Source organism: [Clostridium] fimetarium, from assembly GCF_900111235.1.
GTDB classification, from domain to species: Bacteria; Bacillota; Clostridia; order Lachnospirales; family Lachnospiraceae; genus Clostridium_N; species Clostridium_N fimetarium.
In genome coordinates, this window is record NZ_FOJI01000022.1 from 26,369 (window position 1) to 51,776 (window position 25,408).

21 protein-coding genes are annotated in these 25,408 nt (G+C 35.5%); all 21 read left to right on the plus strand.

What is annotated here, in order from left to right; all coding sequences use genetic code 11:
- The first annotated feature begins 50 nt into the window (after positions 1-50).
- The gene (locus BMY18_RS19005; RefSeq protein ID WP_092457647.1) at positions 51-1,838 is read left to right on the plus strand and encodes an ABC transporter ATP-binding protein; all 1,788 of its coding nucleotides are present in this window, start codon (positions 51-53) and stop codon (positions 1,836-1,838) included.
- Entirely contained in the window at positions 1,838-3,526 is a 1,689-nt protein-coding gene (locus tag BMY18_RS19010) for an ABC transporter ATP-binding protein (RefSeq protein WP_092457650.1), read from the plus strand. Before BMY18_RS19005 ends, BMY18_RS19010 begins: the two co-directional genes overlap by 1 nt.
- A 198-nt stretch (positions 3,527-3,724) precedes the next feature.
- Positions 3,725-4,189 (plus strand): DUF1648 domain-containing protein, encoded by a 465-nt coding sequence (locus tag BMY18_RS19015; RefSeq protein WP_092457653.1) that lies wholly within the window; start codon positions 3,725-3,727, stop codon positions 4,187-4,189.
- Positions 4,190-4,284: 95 nt separating this feature from the next.
- Positions 4,285-4,959 carry a hypothetical protein gene (locus tag BMY18_RS19020; protein WP_092457656.1) on the plus strand — a complete coding sequence of 225 codons (675 nt, stop codon included), beginning with the start codon at positions 4,285-4,287 and terminating at the stop codon, positions 4,957-4,959.
- Positions 4,960-5,008: 49 nt separating this feature from the next.
- Positions 5,009-5,932: a hypothetical protein gene (locus BMY18_RS19025; protein WP_092457659.1), complete on the plus strand. Its 924-nt coding sequence runs from the start codon at positions 5,009-5,011 to the stop codon at positions 5,930-5,932.
- A 140-nt stretch (positions 5,933-6,072) separates the two neighbouring features.
- Positions 6,073-6,768, plus strand: coding sequence for a helix-turn-helix domain-containing protein (locus BMY18_RS19030; protein WP_092457732.1), 696 nt, complete (start codon positions 6,073-6,075; stop codon positions 6,766-6,768).
- A gap of 345 nt (positions 6,769-7,113) precedes the next feature.
- A complete protein-coding gene (locus tag BMY18_RS19035) occupies positions 7,114-8,736 on the plus strand; it encodes a response regulator (protein ID WP_092457662.1) in 1,623 nt (540 codons plus the stop codon).
- A gap of 60 nt (positions 8,737-8,796) precedes the next feature.
- The gene (locus BMY18_RS19040) at positions 8,797-10,293 is read left to right on the plus strand and encodes a sensor histidine kinase (protein WP_092457665.1); all 1,497 of its coding nucleotides are present in this window, start codon (positions 8,797-8,799) and stop codon (positions 10,291-10,293) included.
- Positions 10,286-11,377, plus strand: coding sequence for an ABC transporter substrate-binding protein (locus tag BMY18_RS19045; protein WP_092457668.1), 1,092 nt, complete (start codon positions 10,286-10,288; stop codon positions 11,375-11,377). Before BMY18_RS19040 ends, BMY18_RS19045 begins: the two co-directional genes overlap by 8 nt.
- A gap of 319 nt (positions 11,378-11,696) precedes the next feature.
- Positions 11,697-12,644: a substrate-binding domain-containing protein gene (locus BMY18_RS19050; RefSeq protein WP_170841498.1), complete on the plus strand. Its 948-nt coding sequence runs from the start codon at positions 11,697-11,699 to the stop codon at positions 12,642-12,644.
- Positions 12,645-12,846: 202 nt separating this feature from the next.
- A complete protein-coding gene (locus tag BMY18_RS19055; protein ID WP_092457673.1) occupies positions 12,847-14,370 on the plus strand; it encodes a sugar ABC transporter ATP-binding protein in 1,524 nt (507 codons plus the stop codon).
- On the plus strand, positions 14,357-15,463 hold the full coding sequence (locus BMY18_RS19060; protein ID WP_092457676.1) for an ABC transporter permease: 1,107 nt from the start codon (positions 14,357-14,359) through the stop codon (positions 15,461-15,463). Before BMY18_RS19055 ends, BMY18_RS19060 begins: the two co-directional genes overlap by 14 nt.
- Before the next feature lies 1 nt (position 15,464).
- Positions 15,465-16,532, plus strand: coding sequence for an ABC transporter permease subunit (locus tag BMY18_RS19065; protein ID WP_092457678.1), 1,068 nt, complete (start codon positions 15,465-15,467; stop codon positions 16,530-16,532).
- A gap of 339 nt (positions 16,533-16,871) precedes the next feature.
- Positions 16,872-17,261 (plus strand): GNAT family N-acetyltransferase, encoded by a 390-nt coding sequence (locus BMY18_RS19070; RefSeq protein WP_330386019.1) that lies wholly within the window; start codon positions 16,872-16,874, stop codon positions 17,259-17,261.
- A gap of 62 nt (positions 17,262-17,323) precedes the next feature.
- Positions 17,324-18,163: a GNAT family N-acetyltransferase gene (locus BMY18_RS21205; RefSeq protein ID WP_170841499.1), complete on the plus strand. Its 840-nt coding sequence runs from the start codon at positions 17,324-17,326 to the stop codon at positions 18,161-18,163.
- 184 nt (positions 18,164-18,347) lie between these two features.
- Positions 18,348-20,084, plus strand: a complete 1,737-nt coding sequence (locus BMY18_RS19080) for an ABC transporter ATP-binding protein (RefSeq protein WP_092457681.1) — start codon at positions 18,348-18,350, stop codon at positions 20,082-20,084.
- Positions 20,068-21,720: an ABC transporter ATP-binding protein gene (locus BMY18_RS19085; protein ID WP_170841500.1), complete on the plus strand. Its 1,653-nt coding sequence runs from the start codon at positions 20,068-20,070 to the stop codon at positions 21,718-21,720. Before BMY18_RS19080 ends, BMY18_RS19085 begins: the two co-directional genes overlap by 17 nt.
- A gap of 130 nt (positions 21,721-21,850) precedes the next feature.
- Positions 21,851-23,008 carry a PucR family transcriptional regulator gene (locus BMY18_RS19090; protein WP_242941078.1) on the plus strand — a complete coding sequence of 386 codons (1,158 nt, stop codon included), beginning with the start codon at positions 21,851-21,853 and terminating at the stop codon, positions 23,006-23,008.
- Positions 23,009-23,186: 178 nt separating this feature from the next.
- Positions 23,187-23,975, plus strand: coding sequence for a transporter substrate-binding domain-containing protein (locus tag BMY18_RS19095; protein WP_092457690.1), 789 nt, complete (start codon positions 23,187-23,189; stop codon positions 23,973-23,975).
- A 15-nt stretch (positions 23,976-23,990) separates the two neighbouring features.
- Complete coding sequence (locus tag BMY18_RS19100; RefSeq protein WP_242941079.1) at positions 23,991-24,671, plus strand: amino acid ABC transporter permease; 681 nt, start codon at positions 23,991-23,993, stop codon at positions 24,669-24,671.
- Positions 24,668-25,408: an amino acid ABC transporter ATP-binding protein gene (locus BMY18_RS19105; RefSeq protein ID WP_242941077.1), complete on the plus strand. Its 741-nt coding sequence runs from the start codon at positions 24,668-24,670 to the stop codon at positions 25,406-25,408. The genes BMY18_RS19100 and BMY18_RS19105 overlap by 4 nt, the downstream gene beginning before the upstream one ends.

The window sequence follows — 25,408 nt, forward strand, 5'->3', positions numbered from 1 at the left end:
TAATACATATTCAATTTGGAGAGGATTTACAAATTAAGGAAATATAACGAATGATTAATGAAAAGAAATTGGGGGAAAAAGAAGTGACAAAAAAACAAAAATCGTCAGAAGTTAAACGTCTGTTAACATATGTTTCAAAGCATAAACATATGGTTATTTTAACCTTAGTAAGCACAGCAGCAACTGCTTTAATTGGCGTAATTAACTCAGAGATACTTAGAAGAATAGTAAACGCAGCACAAACCTCTGACCTTAATACAATTAAACTGTATGCTATAATAGCGGCAATATTTTTGCCTATTATGATAATATTTGTTTATTTAAGCGAAATTACAGCAAATATGTTTTCTAACGCCGTACTGCGTACGATTAAAGATGACAGTATTAAGCATGTTTCAAAGCTACCTGTTTCGTACCTAGACCATAACAAAACAGGTGAGATAATGTCTAAGCTTAGTAATGATACTAACACTATTCAGGGGTTTTTACAGAATGGTATAAACTATACATTAATTATACCATTTATGATTGTTTTTTACGCAATATACTTGATATTGATTAATCCTTTGCTTTTTGTAACTAGCTTTATTACATATCCTGTGTTTTTTACAATAGGATATAGGCTTTCGACCAAATTTAAAGCGGGCTCGAAAAAGTATATGCAATACATGGGACAACTTAATAACTCAATAAGCGATATGATTGGAGGTATTGCAATTGTAAAATCGTTTTGCCTCGAGCCTTCTTTAAACAAAGACTACGAAAAAAAGCTTGAATATGCTACAAGCCAAGCAAAAACGAATGATAAAAACCTTATTAACGGGCAATTGGCATTTCAATTAGCCCAAAATTTTGCTACGCTTGGTTGCTTGATTTTAGGCGGATATTTAAGCATAATTGGCAGACTTGATTTGGGCTCGCTAGTTGCGTTTTATGCAGTACTTGGTTTAGCACTACGTCCATTAATGGATATGTCTTATATGTTTTTTGAGGCAAAAGCGACATTGGTAGCCGCAGAGCGTGTGTTTACGGTTTTAGACTACCCGGTTGAACATTCCGGTAGCTATATTGGCAAAGATTACATTGATTTGCAAAAAGAACCTATTGTGAAATTTAAAAATGTAGGTTTTGAATATAGCGAAAATGTATCTGTTATTAATGAGCTTAGCTTTGAAGTTTACAAAGGGCAGACAGTTGCTATAGTGGGGCCAAGCGGTGGCGGTAAATCATCAATATTAAATATGTTGTGTGGCTTTTACAGGCCTATAAGTGGCAGTATAAGCTTTATGGGCAAAGATGTTGAGGATTGGGATATAGACACTATGCGTGATAAAATAGCATATGTTTCTCAAACGTCGTATTTGTTTCCTATCTCAATTGCCGACAATATAGGACTTGGACGAGACAAAGCAACACGTGAAGAGATAATAGAAGCCTCGAAGCTTGCGTTTGCCGACGAGTTTATAAATGATTCTGCAAACGGCTATGATACAATTGTAGAAGAACGAGGTGGCAATTTTTCAGGTGGACAAAACCAAAGAATGTCTATTGCACGTGCATTTTTAAAAGATGCACCGGTGTTGCTACTTGACGAAGCTACAGCAAGCTTGGACAGACAAAGCGAGCTACAAATTCAACAAGCATTAGACAATTTAAGCAATAACAGAACGGTAATTGTTGTTGCGCATAGGCTTTCGACCATACAAAATGCAGATGTTATTTTAGTGCTAGATAAAGGGCAAATTGGGGAGCAGGGTACACACGAGGAGCTGCTAATGAAAAATGGACTTTATGCAAGGCTTTACTCAGCTGCATTAAATGCGGAGGAGGTTTTATAATGAAAAAAACGAAAGATATAAAAAAATTGAAAGATATAAAAAGATTGAAAGAAATCAAAAAATTCATAGGATTAATAAATGTTAAAAGAAAAACTTATGTTAGCTGTTTGTTTATAGGCAGGCTAGTAGAAAATCTAGCTGCCCCAATGCTTGCATTCATGATAAAGAATATGCTTGATGCGGCACAAAAGGGTGATAACAGCCAATTTATTAAATCGGTTTATTTTGCTGCACCCATATTTCTAATGGCAATAATATCAAATCGTATTCACCTTATAGAAACCTTGTGTATGCGTGATATTATGCATGATATACGTTTGAAAATGTTTATGCACCTACAAAACCTACCAATTAGGTATTTTGATACACACCACAGCGGGCAAAGCATACACCGTCTTAACAATGCTGTAGAAGATTATAAAAGAGCACTATCTAATATAATACCAAGGTTTGTATACAGCTTAATGGCAGGTATAACAGCAATTGTTACTATTTTAATTATGGATTGGCGTTTGGGTACTATGATGATTATAGTAGGGCTTTTATCGGTTAAGGTTACAACTGTGCTCTCAAAACCACAGCGTGCAATTGGTAAGGATATTCAGAAAAACACTGCTGGGCTTTCGGCTAAACTTTCGGACATATTGGCGGGATTTCGTGAAATTAAAATGTTTAGAGAAGGGAAAAGCATTTCCGAACGTTATGTTACAGAAAATGCTGAGCTTTATGGCGACATTATAAAAAGAGCTAAAAATAGTGCTATAGTAGAATGCTCGAATGAATTTTTTGGCTTTATTATTAATGTTGTATTTGTTATAATTGGTGTAGTAATGTCGGTTTACGGATATGTTTCTATAGGTACTGTTGTAGGTATTATTGGGTTGCAAGGTAGGCTTTCTTGGATATTTACTAACTTTGGGCGAAGCTGGGGAGCTATGCTTGGCTCGTTTGCAACGGTAGACATTATATACGAAATAATAGACGAGCAAGAAGAAGAAAAGCGTTATGAAATGGACTCTAAGCAGACGACTAACATGATAGAGTTTGACGGTGTAACCTTTTGCTATGGTGAGGATGATTGCGTTTTAAATGACTTAAGCTTTTTTGTTAAACAAGGGGATTCAGTTGCTCTTACTGGCGAAAGCGGCAGTGGTAAATCAACAGTTGCTAAGCTACTGCTTGGGTTTTACCCTGCAACAAGCGGAGCAATCATGGTAGATGGTAAATCGATAGGTGATTATAGCCTAGAACAACTGAGAAGTAAAATTTCGTATGTACCGCAAAATGCATTTTTGTTTGATGGAACGATTACCGAAAATATTCGTTACGGTAGACCAGAGGCTACTGACGAGGATATAATCGAGGCTGCTAAAGCTGCTAATGCACACCAGTTTATAGTTAACCTTAAAGACGGCTATGACACACTGGTTGGTGAACGTGGCAGCCAGCTTTCGGGCGGACAACGCCAGCGTATTGCAATTGCAAGAGCAATTATTAAAAATGCACCTATTTTGCTTTTAGACGAAGCCACCTCGGCACTAGATTATGAGTCTGAACAGCTTATACAAGAAGCTTTTAACAGGCTGATGAAGAACTGCACAAGCCTTGTAATTGCTCACCGTGAATCTACTATAGAACATGCAGACAAAATATTGCAAATGGAAAACGGACGATGCAAAGTATCGTGATCGAAAAAATATGGGACGATGGTAATTAATAATTTATGAGGACTCAATGTCGCCTAAAGATGCGGCAAAATTTGGACAATTGTATTTGAACAAAGGTAAATGTTCAGTTAAGCATTTTTGAAAACACTATTATTAGATTATTTGAATGACTTAATGTTAGAGCATTAACTATAATTTGAAACGGAGGAGATTTTTATAATGAAAGTGAAAAAGACTAAGTATGATATATTTGTAGAAATAGTATGCTTAACTTTACTAATAGGAGTATCGATATACTTATATCTAAATTGGAGTACTATTCCAGATAAGATTCCAGGCCATTATAATGCAATGGGGCAGATTGATAGAATGGGAAGTAAGGGTGAATTGTTGATACTTCCGATTATTGGTTGGCTGATATACTTATTTTTGACAGTAATTGAAAAATTTCCACAGATTTGGAATACAGGTGTTACAGTGACAGAAGAAAACAAAGAACGTGTATATCGAATTACAAAGAATTTATTGAATACAGTTAAATTAATAACGGTAGCAGTTTTTGTGTATTTAACTATAAATTCTTCCCAGGCAATATCATTGTCCGTGTGGTTTCTGCCTATATTTTTGATTTTAGAATTTGGATCAATGATATTTTTCATTATAAAATTAGTTAGAGCAAAGTAAATAAATACAAATCGTTAATAAAGTTATTATTAATATTCAAAGTCAGCAAAGTTAACTTAAAAAAATATTACTGAAAGTAGGAAATGTTGAGTATTATGAAAAATAAGAGGGAAGTAACACCACTACAGATGTTTCTCTTTGTGTTGATTGTGATTGGCACAGGAATTTACTGTATTGCTTCAGGTGTATGGGGAATCATCGAAAACGATAAACAATCATTGAATCAGGTATTTACACAGTCATTTGAAAAAGGAAATCTATTTGAGGGAAGTGTAGAGGCGGCGTCACCTGCATTTTTGGAAATTGATCATAAGATTGACCATTTAATTCCGGTAGGGAATGAATACTATTACCTGATTTTGTCAGATGACTATTCCACCGCAATTACCATAAGAGCGGATAAAAATTTTGGAGAATCATTTGATTCCGTCTGGAAAAGCACAGAAAAAGTTATCATCAAGGGAAGAATCAAGGAACTTCCGGATCAAGCCAAGACCAGATTAAATGAAGTGAAAGATACGTTTTCGAAAAATGGTCTAGAATTTCATATAATCCAGCAGTATTATATTGATACAATAGGTAGCAATTTATATAAGCTGCGCATTGTATTAGGAATCTGTATTTTGTTGGAGGTGCTTCTGCTTTATATGATAATCAAAAAGAATAAGTTTGATTATCATATAGGTTCGGGAAAGATAGCGCAAATCGTCGGTATCGTGGGCGCGCTTGTGATTTTTGTTCTGGTGATATATTTGATGACTATCAAATAACTTCCAATTATGTAAGCAAGATTATAAGAAATATAATAGGGGTAAGAAGATGAAAAGTAAAATCGCAAAGAAGAATAGTTTTTCTGATTGGAGCGGCGTAATAATATGCTTTTTATTATGCCTTTTTGGCATGTGTGCATGGATATGGATTACTTGGAAGACTCCCACATCTATAATGCAACCCATCTTATTTTTGGTGATGTTAATTGTAATATTTTATTGTGACAATAGTGGGATAAGGCTATCCATTATTAATAAAATCCCCACCAAAGCTCCTTTTTACAAGTGTTTCGCCAAAAAGTGCAAAAATGGCGACAGAAGAACGCAATTTTATAAGACACTTACATACCTTAGTTTATTACTGCTTTGGATTTCCACATACATAAGCTTTATTTTTACGGCTGCCGCAATTATTTTTCCTGTTTTAGCTATTTATAGATATATTCGCTATAATGACAGGATAAGCTTTAGTGGCGAAACCAAAAATGATTTTTCACCAACCGTGGCAGCAATGTTAGCGCCTTCATTTTTGTTCACGATTTGGGGTTTTCACAATCATGAATATAGCACATTGTTTTGGTCGTTGCTTACAGCAATACCCATTATTTTTAATGTACCGTTTTTTATTTTCACAAAGGAGTATAGAAAGAAGATAACAATTGCACTGGGATTTTCATTTTGTATTATTTTCTTCACTTTTGGTTCTCTTTGCAATATAAATAGTTCGTTTGATTTTAGCAAGCCACGGGGGTATTGGGTATCTATTGTTGATAAATATGTTACATCAGGAAAGGCACAAACTTTATATGTAACTGTAACACCTTGGGATAATCAGAAAGAAAATGTTGACATTGAAGTTGATAAAGAAAGTTATAAGTCTGCTATAAGCGGACAAAAAGTAATTGTTGTTCAGCATAAGGGTGCACTTAATATGAGTTGGTATTATTTGATTGTAAACAGTTCCACAGAATGAATACGCTACTCAGAAATAGAACGGATATATGTGCGCAACTTCAGGTAGCATTTATTTGTCAAAGAGAAAATGCAAGTTGGTTTATTTACCATTTTCCATTTGGTATAGTGTATTTATCAAATAGGAAGGAGAATAATGAAATGAGTTTTGGACAAAATTTGCAGTTTCTTAGAAAAATGCGTAAAGGTATGACGCAGGAGGATTTAGCAGAAAAAATGGGGGTATCACGACAGACAATATCAAAATGGGAAATAGATTCTGCTTTTCCAGAAATGGAAAAGGCTATCGCGCTGTGCAATCTATTTGCTTGCTCCTTGGATGAATTGCTAAGGAAAAATATGAATTCAGACAGTGAGGCGTATACAAATATGCGGGTAGAAAAGGTGCTTCCATTCCGATATACCAGATATGTAGTAATTAGTGGTTCGCCTGAAGATGATGCGATAAAGCATATCAAAGATTGGGCCTCTTCTTACAAAATTGAACAGCCAGAAATTATTGGATGGGATTTCCCCAAGGTATCTCAGGAACAAATAAATGTGTATCATATGCATGGGTATGCAGCCGCGTGTATTATACCCAAAGATTTTATTACAACTTCATCAGAGATTGAGGTGATTACACAAACCGATCAGCAATATGCAGTCATTACAATTAAAGAGCCTTTCAAGGCACCATTTTCATTGATTCCTAATGCATATAAGACACTTATGCGCTATATGGATGTAAACAATTTCAAACACAAACAAATAAAAGATGTGCTGTCATGTTTTGAAAAAGTGTATGAAAAAGACGGTGTTTCTTATATGGATGTATATATTGCTATTGAATCCTAAAAAAGACTATAGTATTTTTGATTTTAGGTGGCAATGGTTGTGGAAAAATCTTAACAATCCAATTGACAATAGAATATAAATTCCGTATAATTTTTATATAATATAAAGACAAGTCAAATAAGAAAAATTGAGAGTAACCATTCCAGTAGTGGTGTTTTAATCAAAAAATTAATGATAGTATTCATTGCTAAGTGTTGGGGTGCAGTTCCGTTGGGTTGCACCCTACGATTGGCTTTAGAACCATTTTAACAAGTTAAACTCATTACAATGTACCTGATTATATATAGATGACGGTATTAAATCTTAAGATATATATTTTATGAAGTTTTTCGGGGGAGGAAAATTATGTATAAGGTTTTTTTAGTGGAAGATGAAATTATAATACGAGAAGGTATCAAGAACATAATTCACTGGGATGAAGAGGGATTTGAAATAGTAGGGGATGAAAGTGACGGTGAATTGGCATATCCGATGATAATAAGGGAACAGCCAGATATTCTGATTACAGATATAAAAATGCCGTTCATGGACGGTCTTGAGTTAAGTAAATTATTAAAAAAAGATATGCCGCAGTTAAAAATTATTATTATCAGCGGATATAGTGACTTTGGATATGCGCAACGAGCAATTGACATTGGCATCAGCGAATATCTGCTAAAACCGGTTATATCAATTAAGTTGGTGGAGGCAGTTAAAAATGCAGCGGTAGCAATTGAAAAGGAACGAAATGAAAAACAGATACTGGAACAGTATAAGCATTTGGTTTATCAGAAACAGGGCGAAAAAAGAAAAGATTTTTTTCATTCTTTAGTCAGTGGGAAAATGTCTCTTTCACAGATTATTGAACAGGAGGTTGAACTTGGAATCAATATGGTGGCAAGTGCTTTTTGCGTTTTCCTATTTCAATTCAAAGTAAACGAAGATATGTATGAATATTCTGATGAAATAGCACAATGTGAAGCAAGAATGACGCAAGATCTAACGAAATATGCTGACATAAAAGTATTTGAACGTGGTATGGATGGTTGGGCGTTTATCCTTCTGGGCGAAAATGAATTGCAGATTAATGCTTTAACCAAGAAATTGTGTGATTTATTAATTCATATCTGTGATGACAAGGTACATTATTTTGGTGGAATTGGTCGGGATGTTTATCGTGTCCGTGATTTACGGCAGTCATATCTCGATGCTAACAGTGCTTTTTCCATGCGTTATTTTGAAAGTAGGGATCAGTTCTTATCTTATAATGAGGTGCGTAATATTAAGGCGCAGATGGGAAGTCGGATTAATGTCAGTGAGTTGAATCTTGAGAAGCTTGATAGGAATCTATTGGAAGAGTTTTTGAAGAGGGGGACCATACATGATGTTGATGGATTTGTAGACAGCTATTTTGACGGATTCGGTTCTAATGCAATCAGTTCAGCCATTTTTCGACAGTATATCATAATGGATGGATATACTGTTATTATGAAATTCCTTAAAACGCTTAATTATCCAAAGGAAAAGATAGACAAAAGCCTTAAGAGTATGAATACTGTCGCTGAGCAGCTTTCTAGCTTGGAGGACTGCTCTAAATTTTATAAATCAATACTAAAGGAAGTAATTGATTTGCGTAATAAGAACAGTCAGAAAAGATATGTTGCTCTCATCGAAAAGGCAAGGGAATATATTCATCAAAAATTTTCAATGAGTGATCTTACGCTGGATAAGGTTGCATCTACGGTTAATGTCAGCCCCAATTATTTCAGTTCACTATTCAATCAGGAGACTGGGATGACTTTTATCGAATATCTAACGGATATCCGTATGGAAAAGGCGAAAGATTATTTAAGATGTTCGGGTAGAAAGATAACTGATATTGGATTTTCAGTAGGATATCAGGATTCCCATTATTTCAGTTACATATTTAAAAAGACACAGAATTGTACACCATCACAATACAGGCTACAGGGTAAGGATGAATTATGAAAGATAAATCTTTCATATCCCTGATTTTGAGTGCCGCTGAAGCGGCGAATTGGAGCAAGAATGAGAAACTATAATAATGGAAAACCAATCAAATACCCTTTAAGGGTGAAGCTCTTCTTGGTATCCGTTGTCATAATCATACCGATGATTATTCTATCGGTTTACCAGATTGTGGCTCTGCATAATTATAGTACAGCATATGATACGATAGTACGAAGGATTACTTCAGCTAATAATTATAACCTCAATTTCAAACAGGAAATGGACGAAAGCATGTATAAAATCGTTGTTGAAGCAGAATCGTTCGAATCCATTGATGACAATTACGATTTAAAAAATCCGTATAAGTTAATAGAAGCAGCAAAAGACAGTTTTACTAATCTGCAGGAAATAACATCAAGCAGAGAAAGTCTTGATTGGATTAAACGTATTCTGCTCAATCTTGATACCCTAAAGGATAGAATTAATGAAATACGTGAAAATCTGAAGCAGACAGGCCACTATGAAGAAAATATTAAAATGCTGGAATCTGATATCTATATTTTGACAGAACTGTTTCAGGAAGAAATCCAGAATTATATTTATTATGAAACCCAGAATTTTGAGGCGATAAGGCAGAGCCTAGATGAGCAGGTGAAATATGTAATTCAGACCATGATAGTGGCATTATATTCCATTATAATTGCATCCGTCTTGGTTAATATCCTTGTAACAGATAGCATTACAAAACCAATCAGGATGTTATGCGATAAGACTGCAATGGTGGCAAGGGGAGATTTCACAACGAGAGCAACCTGCGCAAATCATGATGAATTATCAATATTATCCGATAGCTTTAACCATATGGCTTTCAAACTGGAACAGCAGGTTAAAAGCATCAGGCTGGAACAGGAAAACTTAAGGTATATGGAATCAAAGCTTCTACAAGCGCAGATTAATCCTCATTTTTTATATAATACATTAGATACAATTATCTGGCTAATAGAAGGAGATAAAAATAAAGAAGCAATCGATATCGTTGTATCCCTTTCTGAATTTTTTAGGATTGTTGTGAGTAAAGGAAAAGATTTCATTACAATTCGTGAAGAGGAAATACATATTAAAAGTTATCTGCAGATACAACAGTCACGATATAAAGATATTCTGGATTATGAGATTAATATCCCGGAAGAACTATACGGATATCAAATTTTGAAGATGACTCTGCAACCACTCATTGAAAATTCTATATACCATGGTATTAAAATGTTAAGGGCAAGAGGGAAAATAACGGTAACAGGTGAAATTATGGGTGAGGTCATCTGTTTTCATGTGATTGATAATGGAATAGGAATGAATGAAGAGGAGTTAAATGCTTTAAGAAAAGAAGTTGAAATGCCAGGTAGCGAGCTGAGTACCGGTTTTGGTCTTGCAAATGTCAATAAACGAATCAAATTGAACTATGGTAATATGTATAGACTGGATATTCAAAGCAAAAAAGGAGAAGGCACAGATATCATAATCAAAATTCCGGCAAGGCTGCAGGAGAATGAACGAATTGAGGTAGGATATGAATAAAAAAATCAAAATAATATTATGGGCCTTTTTTATTGGGTTGATAGTGATTGCTACTTGGAGTCTTATGCCGATGAAAAGCCTTCAAAATAGTGAATCAGAAAATACAGAAGATATTGATTCTGATTTGATTGTTGTTGGTTTCTCCCAGCTAGGTTCTGAATCAGACTGGCGTTCTGCAAATACGAAATCTATCCAGAATGCACTCACAAAAGAAAATGGATTCTCGTTGATTTTTTCTAATGGAAGACAGAGCCAGGAAAATCAGATTAAGGATGTAAGGAGTTTTATTTTTCAAGAGGTAGATTATATTATAATTGCTCCGGTAACGGAGACTGGATGGGATACGGTGTTGAATGAGGCAAGGGAAGCCGGTATTCCAGTTATAATTTTGGATCGTATGATTGATACAGAAGATGAGAGTCTTTATGTCGCAAGCGTGGGTACTGATAAATATGCAGAAGGCAAGACGGCTGGACTGTGGCTGGAAAAATATCTGAAGGAACAGAAAAGTGGGTATGATGCTTTGCAGGAAAATGATCCTTTTTCGGAGGTGACATTGCAGGATGAGAGTGGACAAAATACGGATATTATAAATATCGTTGTACTTGAGGGAACTTTAAATTCAACGGCTCAGATTGGACGATCGAAAGGATTTGAGGATATAGCCGTACTTCATGAGAATTGGAATATTCTTGCATTTGAAAATGGTGACTTTACTAAGGCAAAGGGCAAGGAAGTAATGTTGAAGTATTTACAGAAATTTGATGATATTGATATTTTGGTTTCACAAAATGATGATATGACGTTTGGTGCGATAGAGGCGATACAAGAAGCTGGATTAAAATGTGGGGTAAACGGTAAGATTAAAGTCATTTCTTTTGATGCGGTATCAAAGGCTTTTGATATGATGGAAGCCGGATTAATTAATGTGGATATTGAATGTAATCCATTACAGGGACCACGGATTGCACAGATAATAGAATGTTTAGAAAAAGGGGAAGCATTTGAGAAAATATCCTATGTGAAAGAGCAGGTTTTTGAAGCAAAAGATGCTGGTATAGAACGTTTTGCGCGGAGCTATTAGCAATGTGATTTAGTTTAGATAATATACTATATGGGTTTCAAGAACAGCGTATGTAGAAATATGTACCCTGTTCTTTTTTTAAAAATAAATTTAATATCATACGCTAAAACGTAAAATAACAAACATAATTCATAGAATTATCAACCAAAAATGAAACACAACAGAAGTACAGTAAAAAAAACTACAAAGTTAGGATTAATTTCCGTATTTTTATGTGTATAAGTTATATATAGTTATCCTATAACTGAACTGAATGTTTTGGTTAAATTGATTGGAGGAGATATCTATGAAAAAAATTTTTTCTACCGCTCTTGTATTGATGCTCATGTTTACACTACTTGCTGCATGTGGCAAGAAAGATGCTGAGACTTCAGCCACCAAAGAAGACAAAAAAATCACAGTAGGTGTAGTGCAGACAAATGCGAACGAGTCAGACTGGCGTACTGCAAACACAAAATCATTCAACGAGGCTTTTGCGACAGCTGGTTTTGAACTTAAAATGGTTTTCGGTGAGGGTGACCACGCAAAACAGATTTCACAGGCACAGCAGCTTATCCAAGAAGAGGTTGACTATCTTGTTGTTTTAGGATTACAGTCGGCTGGTTGGGAAGATGTGGCAAAGGCAGCTAAGACAGCCGGAATACCATTTATTATGGCTGACCGTAAACTTGACTTGTCGGAGAATCTTTATACAGCAATGGTGTGTTCCGATTTTCTAGCTGAAGGCAATAAGGCAGTTGATTGGTTGAAGACTCAAAAACTCGATGCTTACAAGATCGTTGTGCTTGGTGGCGACACAGGTTCTTCCGCTCAGCTCGGTCGTTCCAAAGCGATTGAAGACGGCGCAAAAGCAAACAAATGGGATATTGTATTCAACCAAAATATGAAAGGTTGGGACGAAACGCTTGCAAAGCAGGCTGTTGCTGATCTTATTGCTACAGGAACGAAATTCACTGTTATCTATGCTGAGAACGACAACATGGCTCGTGGTGCTTGCACTGCTATGGATGCTGCTGGTATTACATATGGTAAAAATGGTACTGTAAAAGTTATCGCTTTTGATGCAAATAAGTGGGGCCTTCAGAATGTTCTCTCTGGTAAATTCAGCCTTGATGTAGAGTGTAATCCTCTCCATGGACCTCGTATTGTTAAGCTTATTAATAGTCTTAAGGCTGGGGAAAAGGTTGAGCAGAATGCATATGTTGATGAAACAACATTTGACATTAATTCTATCACACAAGCCATTATTGATGCACGTAAATATTAATAATCGTTTCTGTTGAATATCCGGAGATTTTGAGCAAGTAAAAAAATATTGATTGTAAAACACGGTACCAGGTCTGTGGATATTTTCACAGATTTTGGTACCGCGTATTTATTAAATTAAAATAAATTATAGAACTGACAGGATAATGTCTTGATATCTTGATATCTTGGTATCGTGTCTGATCGGAGGTTTGACTATAACTATGCAGGACAAAGTACTTACAATGAGGAATATCTATAAAAGCTTTCCTGGCGTACTGGCCTTACAAAATGTGGATTTCACTTTATGTGAAGGTGAAATTCACGCTTTGATGGGCGAAAATGGTGCCGGAAAGTCAACCTTGATTAAGGTTTTGACCGGAGTATATTTTAAGGATGCCGGAGAAATCTGCATTAAAGGAATCAATAAACCAGTTCATATCAAGTCGACTCAGGAGGCCCAAAGACTCGGAATAAGCACGGTGTATCAGGAAATTACCTTATGCCCGAACTTGACGGTTGCCGAAAATCTGTTTATTGGCAGAACCAATGATTTAATCGTTAATTGGAAGAAAATCAACAACAGGGCAGAAAGCATTCTAAAAGGCTTGGGGATAGCGGTAGAACCAACGCAGCAATTATCAAACTGCTCTTTAGCGGTTCAGCAGATGGTAGCAATCGCCCGTGCCATTGATATGGATTGCAAGGTATTGATACTTGATGAGCCTACTTCATCGTTGGATAAACTAGAGGTCACCAAGTTGTTTACCCTGATGCGCGAACTCAAGGGCAGGGGGGTAGGCATAATCTTTGTTACCCATTTCCTTGAACAAGTGTATGAGCTGTGTGATAAAATTACAGTACTACGTAATGGCGAGCTTGTAGGAGAATATCAAATTAAGGAATTGCCTCGGGTAGAGCTTGTTGCCAAAATGATGGGCAAAGAACTTGGCGATTTGGCTGACATACATAACGAAGAGCAACTTGGTACTGGTGACTCGAAAGAAGTGATTATCGAAACGCATGAGCTTTCTAGTACTTCTGGAATAAAGCCGTTCAATTTCATTGCGTACAAGGGCGAGGTGACGGGCTATGCCGGGCTACTCGGATCTGGGCGTAGCGAGTGCGTGCGTGCAATCTTCGGCGCAGACAAGATCATGAAAGGCAAGTTGAAAATCAAAGGCGAGAATGTCAAAATTACTTCGCCAATAAAAGCGATGAAGAAAGGAATTGGATATCTTTCCGAAGATCGCAAGTGCGATGGGATTATTGGTGACTTGTCAGTCCGCGAGAATATCATACTCGCGCTGCAGGTTATGAAAGGTTTCTTTAAGCCATTTTCTAAGGCTCAGGCGCAAGCATTTGCAGATGAGTATATCAGTCTGCTCGGCATAAAAACCGCTTCATCGGATACCACAATCAACTCATTGTCCGGTGGAAATCAGCAAAAGGTAATTCTTGCTCGTTGGCTGCTCACTAATCCCGATTATCTTATTCTTGACGAGCCGACACGCGGAATTGATATTGGCACGAAGGTTGAAATTCAAAAACTAGTGCTAAAGCTTGCATCAGAGGGTATGAGTATCACATTCATTTCGTCTGAGATTGAAGAAATGCTGCGAACCTGTTCCAGACTAATTGTTATGCGTGACCTTTATGTAGTTGGAGAATTAAAGGGTGATGATATGACACAGGATAAAATAATGTATACCATAGCGGGGGGTGTAAGTAATAATGTCCAAAAATAGTAATAAACTTAATACCAACTATTTTAGATCTATTTTTAAAGCATTAATCAGAAACAAATTGTTTATACCTATTGCGTTTCTAACATTTCTTCTATTAATTAATGTGTTCATCAATCCGGGTTTTCTTAGAATTAGCATGGGCAGCGACAGTAATGGTAATAATGTCTTGATCGGGAATCTAATCAATATTCTGAGCAATGCGACTGAACTTGTTATTCTTGCTATCGGAATGACACTCGTTACATCTGCTTCCAGAGGTCAGGACATCAGTGTAGGCGCTACAGTCGCGATAGTCGGCGGAGTGGTTATGAGGGTCCTGTGCGGGAGCGAAACCCAGCCAGCCATGTTACATGCACCGATTATTGTTGCATTCATACTCGGCTGCCTTGCTGGTATGGCTTGTGGAGCTTTTAATGGTTTACTTGTTGCAAAATTCAAAATACAGCCTATGGTAGCAACGCTAATCCTCTTTACGGCCGGAAGGTCGATAGGCTCAATGGCTATGGGTGGGCTTAAGCCCAAAGCTGTGCCTTCATTTGGTTATTACGGCAACTTTATTCCAGGATTTCCTGTTCCGACCCCAATACTTATTACGATTGTTGTTGTCGCGCTAACATTCCTCGTGTTGAAAAAAACCAATCTTGGTCTCTACACTAGGGCTGTAGGTATTAATGATAAAGCATCAAGCCTGAATGGTCTTAATCCTGCAATGATTAAATTCTTGGCATTTGTTATTATGGGCCTTTGCGTTGGTATTGCCGGTTTTGTTCAGTCAAGCAGGGTACAGACTGTAAATCCGTACACAATAGTGCCTAGTATTGAAATGGATGTTATTTTGGCAGTTGCCCTTGGTGCCAATTCACTCGGTGGCGGCAAATTCAATATGATGGGCTCAATTATTGGAGCGTATACCATTCAGACTTTGACCTCTATGTTGACCACACTTAATGTTAATACAAATGCCGTTCCTGTATTCAAAGCTGTAATAATTATTATACTTGTAGCCATTCAAACTCCAATTGTTAAAAGTTTCTTCAGCAATAGAGTCAAATTTTCCAAATTGGCCGTAGGCGATGGAAAGGAGCGTGGTTAATATGTTATTTTTAAAAAAAGCGCAGGGAACCGAAAGTATAGGAGTTATCCAGAACAAGCTGAAACGAGAAAAGGCTCTGACTGATACAGCTTTCTTACTGACAATTACTATTTCATTGTTTATTGCACTCTATATTCTCTCCATTATATTCCTTGGAGATAAAGGTTTCAGTAAGATTCAAATGTTTTTTAACCTCTTGAACGAAAATGCCGCGCTGATCATAATTGCCTGCGGACTTTCGATTGTTATGATAACAGGAAGTATTGATATTTCTGTAGGTGGTTCCACCGCACTTATTTGTACATCCTGTATCGTTTGTCTTAATAATTATGGGTTCGATTTTGTAACAACTTTAGTTTTGGCCTTGGCAATCGGTATCACGTTCGGCGCGGTGCAAGGGTTTTTAATCGCGTATCTGGAGATGCAGCCATTTATCGTTACTCTGGCAGGAATGTTCTTAGGTCGAGGTTTAGTTGCTCTGATAGAAGTCAATCAGATACAGGTTATTAACCCTGGATTTGAGAAGTTGTCGGGTGCGAGAATACTGATACCATTATTGGGCGATATTAATAAAAAAGGTGTTTTTATTCAATCAAAGCTAGAGTATGGTGTTATTGTAGCACTTATCATCGTATTTTTGATGTTCTTGTTGCTAAAGAAGACAAAGCTCGGACGCAGTTTTTACGCCGTGGGTGGAAATTCACAAAGCGCCATGATGCTTGGTATAAACGTCAAGAGAACTAGGTTCTATGCCCATTTGCTTTGTGGTCTGCTTGCAGGTATCGGGGGGTTCATATACCTTTTTCACACGCGGTCCGGATCGGTTCAGCAGGCAACAGGCCTCGAAATGGATGCTATAGCCGCGTCTATTATTGGTGGAACATTGCTTACGGGTGGAATAGGTAATATCTTTGGTACTTTATTTGGTGTATTAACAAGCGGTATCGTATTACTAATCGTTACTGCAATAGGTAGCCAGGATCCATGGTGGCCACAGATCACACGTGCGGCAATGCTCTGCTTCTTTATTGTACTTCAGAGCGTCATTTGTTCACGGAAAAAGAAGTAACAAGACGTAAAATGTTATCTACCTCGATTTAGCAAAGCATAAAATATTACTCGCCCTTATATAACGAGCAGAGGAAAGAAAATTATCAATTATGGATAATTTTCTTTCCTCTGCTCGTTATAGCACTAAAGACTTCAATTATTCTTGATGACTTACTGAATAGTGAGTGATATAATATTATAAAAATTATAATCTATGCAAACAGAAATTAAGCACAAATAAGTGCAATTAAAATGTAAAATCGGAGGATTATATGGAATACAATATTAGAGAAATGGAATCCTTTGAATATCCGTTGCTGGATGTTTTTTATACGAAGCTATATTTCAACGTGATGAAATGAATTTATTACCCAAATCAGTAATTGAAAAACCAGAACTAAAGGTATATATTCAGAACTTTGGAAATGAGAAGGATGATTATTGCTTTTGTGCAGAAGTTCATGGGGAAATAGTTGGTGCGGTGTGGGTTAGAAATATTAGTGCCTATGGAAGTATTGATAATAATACGCCAGAATTTGCGATTTCGCTTTATAAAAAATTCAGAGGACATGGCATTGGAATGCAAATGATGAAAACGATGATAGTGCATCTGAAACAAAGAGGATACTCAAAAACTTCATTAGCTGTGCAGAAAGATAATTATGCTGTGAAAATGTACATATTTGTAGGTTTTCAAATTGTAGATGAAAATGAAGAGGAATATATAATGGTACATAATTTAAAATAATTACAAATTCCAAATAAATTCCATATTTATTTAGGACGTGTATCAAATCAAGGAGATTATTTATGCAAAATAACAAAAGAATAATTCAGTCAATAGAAGAATATTGTTTGAATCTGCCAGGAGCATATGAGACAAGACCATTTGGGAAGTATCCAATCTGCTATCGGGTAATGGGGAAAATATTCGCTCAGTTTAATCCAGAAGAAAAGTTTTATAAAATTACATTAAAGTGTGAACCAGAAAAGGCGAATCTTTATAGGCAGCTTTATCCAGAGCTGGTGGTACGAGGATATCATTGTCCACCAGTTCAACAGCCATATTGGAATACCATTAACTTAGATCGCTTCTTAGATATGGAATTATTATTCCAAATGATTGATGAAGCTTACGATGCGATAATAGGAAAACTTATTAAAAAGGCAAGAATGCAATTTTCAGAGTTATCTGAGCTACATTTTAAAGATACAGATGGATCAGATCCGGATTTTATTCTTCTTTGCAGAAAACTAGACGATGCGTTGGATGAACTTGTTGGCACCAAATCTCAGAGAAGTCAGTATGATCAGTATAACCAAAGAGATAATATTCATAATGTGATTGTGGCTTATCGAGATGGAATTCCGGTTGCCTGTGGTGCATTTAAAATGTATGACGAAGAACATGCAGAGTTAAAACGTATATTTACAGATACATTTTGTCGAAATATAGGATTAGGTGCAGAAATGGTAAGGCGATTAGAATCAAAGGCAAAAATCTTAGGATATAAATGGTGTATTTTAGAAACTGGAAAACAGTTGGAAGCAGCATTTCATATGTACAATAAAGCAGGATATAAAATTATTCCTAATTATGGTCAGTATGCGGATATGCCAGATTCCATCTGTATGGAACGAAAAATATGAGGTGCCTAGAAAAGAGCATATTATAATCAGGAAGATAATATGTAATTATTTCTTGATAACAAAGAGAACTAAGAATATAATAAAATAATTGAGGGAAATTAAGGTAAATTTATTAGTGAAAAAGCTATAAACTCCCAGCAGGAGTTTATAGCTTTTTTAGAAGGATAAATAGAGGGGTGAGTAAGTGTTAAGTATTTGGAAGTTATCTAGAAAAAAATATCTTGTGGCAGTGCAGATTATAATGAATATCGGAATTGTTTTGATCTCTATCTGGGTCAGTGATTTTGCAAAGAATGTTGTGGATATTGGATTAGAAATCAGTGATATCAGTAAGACTCTTATGGTGATTTTGGGGATTACATGTGTGGGGATGTTAATGAACTACATAGGTGTATATGCAAGATCCATTTATTCCATTAATCTGGTGGAAAAGATGAGAGGAATGCTGGTTTCAAAGATGCTCAATTGCAAATATTCATATTTTGAAAATGAGCACTCGGGTACGATAAAAAACAAAATGAACTATGATATGGGAAATGTGGCAAGCTATATGTCTGGTAGTTTTCCTGCTTTCATTAGTAGCATGATTATGTTTACATTGAGCTTTGCATATCTGTTGACAGTAAATTTGTCAATGACATTGGTGTGCTCGATTTGCGTCCCAGCAGCATTCTTTCTTACGAAGAAGGTTGCAGCGCCTACATATAAAACAATGGAAAAATTTGAAAATAAGATGGATGAGGTATCAGAAATCGGACAGGATTCTGTTACAGGAATTAAGGTAGAGAAAGCTTATAATCTGTATAAAGTTCGAAATGAGTATTTTAAGAAAAATATGGATGAGGCAACAGAGTGTTATAGAGAATATGAGCGACGTGTAATTAACGCGGGTCCATATAAATATTTGATAAAAGCAGCACCAACATTTATCTGTATTATTGTTGGATTTATTAATGCTTATTTTGGCAAGATGACAAGTGGCGAATTTATCGCATTTATACTACTTATGAGAAATGTGTCTAATCCACTTTCTACCTTGCCACAATATATGATTGAGTTAAAAGAAGCGACGGTTTCGATGAACAGAGTGCTTGAACTGTTTCAGTACGAGGACGAGCAATTTGGAACTGGAGTTGCAGATGAGACAAGTAAAGATGTTTTTGATGAGACAAGTAAAGATGTTTTTGAACTTGAAGATGTCTGCTTTTCATATTCAGATGAAGGAAAAGCGGTGCTTGAGAATTTGAACCTATCGATTGAGCGTGGAAAAACGGTAGCAATAGCCGGACCAAGTGGAAATGGAAAAAGTACTTTGTTTAAATTAATGCTGGGCTTTCATGTTCCTAATGCGGGGAAAGTGAAGCTTTATGGGATGGATTTGCAGGACTGGAATATTGAAGCGGCCAGAGAGAAGATTTCTTATGTATCGCAGGAAACATATTTGTTCAACGGCTCAGTTGCAGAAAATATTGGATATGGAAAACCGGATGCAACATTTGAGGAGATAGTACAGGCTTCTCAAAAGGCATTTGCTTATGATTTTATTATGGAAATGCCTGAAGGATTTCAGACACAGTTATCAGAGTGGGGTGGAAATCTATCAGGTGGACAAAGACAGAGAATTTCAATTGCCAGAGCATTTTTAAAGGATGCCCCAATTTTCATATTAGATGAGATGACTTCTGCATTGGATGTTGAGTCAGAAAAATCAATTCAGAGGGCGATTGAAGATTATAGCAAATCAAAGACAGTGATTATTATTGCACACAGATTATCTACCATTGTAAATGCTGACAAGATTGTAGTGCTAAATGAAGGAAAAGTTGCAGAAACTGGAAATCACAAGCAGTTGATTTCAGGGGCAGGTCTCTATGCAAAACTCTATAAAAATCAGGAGGTGTCCTGTGATTCGATTATTTAAAGACTTGAAAAATACCATGGTATTTTTAAAAGGGCATTATTTGGAATATTATTCAGGAATTATAGGGATGACACTTTTATATGCGAGTACAGCAATTTTGGAATCATACCTGATAAAGAGACTCTTGAATTTGAATTCAAAGGTAAATATGGAAGTGATTATGTATATTACCGGTGCAGTACTGATTTATCTGATTTTGATATGGAAATTCCTTCCTAAGTTTACATTTATGTTCAATGGAACAGCAAAATATGGGCATGGCAATGTTAATAAGGTAATATACGGGAAATTTGGGAAGATACCAGTTGGTTATTATGAGAAGAATCACAGCGGCAAGATTATGTCAGTTTTGTATAATGATAGCTGGGTTCTATCAGTTATATTTATGCGTCATTTGAGAAGAACAGTGGCATCATTAACTACAATCATTATATATTTAGTGCCAATGCTCCTATTTGATTATCGTCTAACTTGTATTATTTTTGTACTAAATATTTTAACGCTCTGGGTGAATACCTCAATTGCAAAGAAAATGAGAGCTAGATCGAAGACGATTCAAAATGAATTGGCAAATATGAATGCCACAATTTCTGATATTTTAAGCGGAATGTCTGTAATTAGAATATATCATCAGGCGAAACGAATGGAAGAGGATTTTAGGAAGAATAATAAGGTGGTATCACATTTAAACAAAAGAAACAGTAAAACTACCGCATTTCTGACTTCCTATATTTTCCTGGTATCTATGATTCAGATGACTGTGTTTTTGGTGTTAGGTACAATTATGGTTCAATATAAGCTCACCACATTTGGTGATATCTTAGGAATTATGAGTTTACAAACAGCCTTGGATCTGAATTTTAGAGAATTCGCAGAATATTTTCCACAATTATATAACTGTTTGGCTGGAACCGAACGAGTATATGAATTTCTGGATCTCGAAGAGGAGAAAAAAGCTTATCCACTAGATAGGATGGAGGAACCTGGGTACATAGAATTTAGAAATGTTACATTTGGATATGAGAAAGAAAACCCAGTACTAACTGACTTTAATATGAAGGTAAATAAGGGACAGACCTTTGCAATTGTAGGGGAAAGTGGGAGTGGAAAGAGTTCTGTCGCGAAATTGCTGATGGGATTCTATATGCCACAAAGCGGAAGCATATCAATCGCTGGAAAAAATATTTCGGATATGACACTAGAAGAAATGCGTGGTCAGGTGTCCTATGTTCCTCAGGAAGCTATGCTATTTGGTGTATCTATCATGGATAATATTAGATATGGAAAATCGGATGCGACGGACGATGAGGTAGTTGAAGCCGCAAAATCCGCAAATGCGCATGATTTTATACTTGAACAGGAAAATGGTTATGAGACTCAGGTTGGTGAAAGGGGCATTCGACTTTCAGGTGGACAATGTCAAAGAATCGCAATCGCAAGGGCAATTCTTAAGAATGCACCGATTCTTTTGTTGGATGAAGCTACTTCCGCACTTGATACAGAATCAGAGAGATTAATTAAAGAAACACTACGCAACTATGGAAAAACAAGGACTACGATTATTATTGCACATAGGTTGTCTACGATTGAGGATGCCGACCAGGTATTCCAGATGGGTGCTATTGGTTCGAAATGATAATAATGTATTGATATGGAGAGATATATGTTAAACTTATATTATACGAATGGAGAAACTTCCTTACGGATGTAATTGAAAAAGATAGTACATCAGAGAAAATAGAACTAGGGAGGGGTAAATATTGTCAGTGACGGTAGAAAAAATGTATCAGGTACTAAAAGATAAGTATCAGCTAAAATTAATTTCCGGAGAAAAGGGAATTCATAATATGGTGCAATGGATGAGTGTTATTGATAATAATGATGTTATTCCATATATGAGGGCCACTGAATTGGCTGTTACAACGGGGTTCGCAATCAAAAATGAAACCGAATTGTTACAAACCTGTATTTTGTTACAGGAGCAATCAGTCAGTGGTTTTATCATAAATATTGGACCATATATATCTGAAATACCCGAAAGTGTAATTGATTATTGCAAAAGTAAGAAATTTCCGCTTTTCTCATTACCATGGGAAGTAAGACTAATTGATATAATAAATGAAATTGATCAATTAATGATATATAGTTCACATATGAAAGAAAATATTGCGGAGATTTTTAAGGATTATATTTTTTCAGCGGAACTTAAACAGGAACGTAAAGATATTTTAGAAAAAAACGGCTTTAGAGAAATAGAGAAATATCAAATGTTATTATTTGAATATAAGGCGGATGAAATTAATAATACATTGGAGGTTCCAATTGAAAGCATCCATAATGATGTTGAAAAAAGCCTTAATTTATATCATGAGCGTTATGTGATAATATCTCATTATGACCAACTGATTGTTTTGATCATAGATAAAAATCATATAGAAATGAAAAGGATTATAGAAACTATACATGAGATGATTTTGAAAAAATATAATAATTATAATATATTTATGCTGATGGGACCAAAGAACATGGAATTTTTAGATATCGGAAGATATTATAAAGATATGGATACTGCTTTACTTTTGGCAAAGCGTACAAAACAAAATTATTTATTTTATGATGAATTAGATATTTACAAACTATTATTAGTTATCAATCATACAACTGTATTAAAAGATTATTATAATGATATTTTAGGACGATTGGATGAGTATGACAAAATAAATCAAACCGATTCAATCACATATTTAAAACAATATATGAGCCTCAATGGAGGGATTCAAAATATGGCAAAGGAAAATTTTGTACATAGAAATACAATCACTTACAATTTAAAAAAAATCGAAAAAATAATAGATTTAAATTTGGAAGATTGGAGTGATCGGTTAAAAATACAGATCTGCTTATTAATACATGATTTGCTATGAGTTATGCGCGTGCATAAAAATGATTGGGAGCGTGTCTATTGAATTTATAATAATTGATTGTTATAATGATAAAAATTAAATAAAGTTTGTAGCCAATTAAGGTGCATAAAAAAATCAGAGAGGATAAATAGGTCCTCTCTGTTTTTTTTTATAATAATTAAATCAAAGGAGAGAAATTATGAAAAAAAGAGTAATGAGAATGGTAGCAATGTTACTGATGTTGATAACAATTATGAGTATTGCAGGATGTGGAAAGGTAGACACTTCTACTTGGAGTGCCATTAAAAAAGAAGGAAAATTCACTTTTGCTTGTTCAGGTGGATATCCACCATTCAACTATATTGATGATAGTGGAAAATTAGTTGGATTTGATGTTGATATTGCAAATGCGCTTGCAGAAGTCATGGGAGTGAAAGCAGAGGGAATTACAACAGAGTGGGATGGTATTCTAGGAGGTCTTACTGCAAAGAGATTTGATACAGTTATTGGAAGTATGGCAATAACAGATGCAAGGTTAGAGCAAGTTAATTTTACAAATCCATATTATTATGATGGTGCACAGTTTTTTGCTCCACAAAATAAAGGGTTTAAGTCTTTAGCTGATTCGGCAGTAACTAAAGTTGGAGTCGTAACAGGAACAACATTCCAGAAAGAGTTAGAAAAATATTCAAATGTTAAGGATGTACTTAATTTTTCCAGTGATGTGGAAAATTTCATTGCAGCAAATCAAGGAAGAACAGATGGCCTCATTACTAGTCGTTTTGTTGGACTACAAGCGCCTAAGGAATACAATTTGGTAGCAGTAGGAGATTTGTTATATAACGAAAAAATTGGAATTGCAGTAACAAAAGAAAATACTGAATTATTAGATCAGCTAAATACAGCGTTGAAAACAATAATTGATAACGGAACATATGATAAAATTAGTGAAAAATACTTTGGATGCAATATCCTTGAAACAAAATAGAAGAATTGAAAGTTGGTGAACAGAATGTTAAGTGGATTAACAGAATTTTTTATGACAGCGTTTGAAAATCTTCCGAAATTTACAAATAGTATTCTGATGACATTGAGTCTTTCAATTTGGTCCATTTTATTAGGTACAGTTATTGGTGTTTTGATATGTGCAATGAAGATGTCTAAAATAAAGATTCTAAAAGGGATAGCTGGAGGCTATGTAGCAATCATAAGAGGTACTCCATTGTTGCTCCAGTTATTTTTTATATTTTATGGATTACCACAGCTTGGTATTTATTTTAGCAGTTATATGACCGCGGTTATGGGACTGGCGCTCCATAGCGCGGCTTATATAAGCGAAATATTTAGAGGCTCAATTTTATCAATATCATATGGACAGCAAGAGGCGGCAACGGCCATTGGAATGACCAAATTTGAGTCATTTATTCATGTTATCTTCCCTCAGGCTTTTAAAATTTCGGTACCGGCTCTTGGAAATCAGTTTTTACTAGCAATTTTAGATTCATCTTTAGTTAGTGTAATTACAATAACGGAAACAATGATGAAAGCAAAGCAGTTGGCTTCAGCAACCTATGCAATCTTCCCAATTTACTTTGACGCAGCTATTATATATATGATACTTACCTATTCATTAGGGTACTTATTAAAAAAATTAGAGCAGAGATTGAGGGTGAACGAACGATGAACAAAATAATTGAAACTAAAAATTTGGTTAAAACATTTGGTGATTTGGAAGTGTTAAAAGGAATTGATTTTTCCATAAGTAAAGGTGAAGTCGTAAGTATCATTGGATCTAGTGGCTCTGGGAAAAGTACATTTTTAAGATGTTTGAATTTTTTAGAGGAAAAAACATTAGGTGATATTATTTTCGATAGTAAAATCATTGGAAAGAATGCGAAAAGTATCCATTTGTTACAACAGAAAGTTGGAATGGTATTTCAAAGCTTTAATTTATTTTCCAATATGACTATTCTAAAGAACGTGATGAGTGGGCCATTAATCGTCCAAAAGAAGAATAAAGAAGTAGCAAGAAAAATAGCTTTGGAAATGCTCAAAAAGGTTGGCTTGGAGGAAAAAGCGAATGTATATCCAAGTAAACTATCTGGAGGTCAACAGCAAAGAGCTGCAATAGCCAGAACATTGGCGATGTATCCAGAGGTGGTCCTTTTTGATGAGCCAACCTCCGCGCTTGACCCTGAACTGGTAGTAGAAGTACTTAGTGTAATTAAGAAAATGGCAAATGAGGGTATGACTATGATCATTGTGACACACGAGATGGGATTCGCAAAAGAAGTCTCGGATCGGGTTATTTTCTTACATGAAGGATTAGTTGCAGAAGAAGGAAATCCAGAACAAATCTTTAGTAATCCACAACACAAACGTCTTCAGAGTTTTTTAAGTAGTAACATTATTTTGGGATAA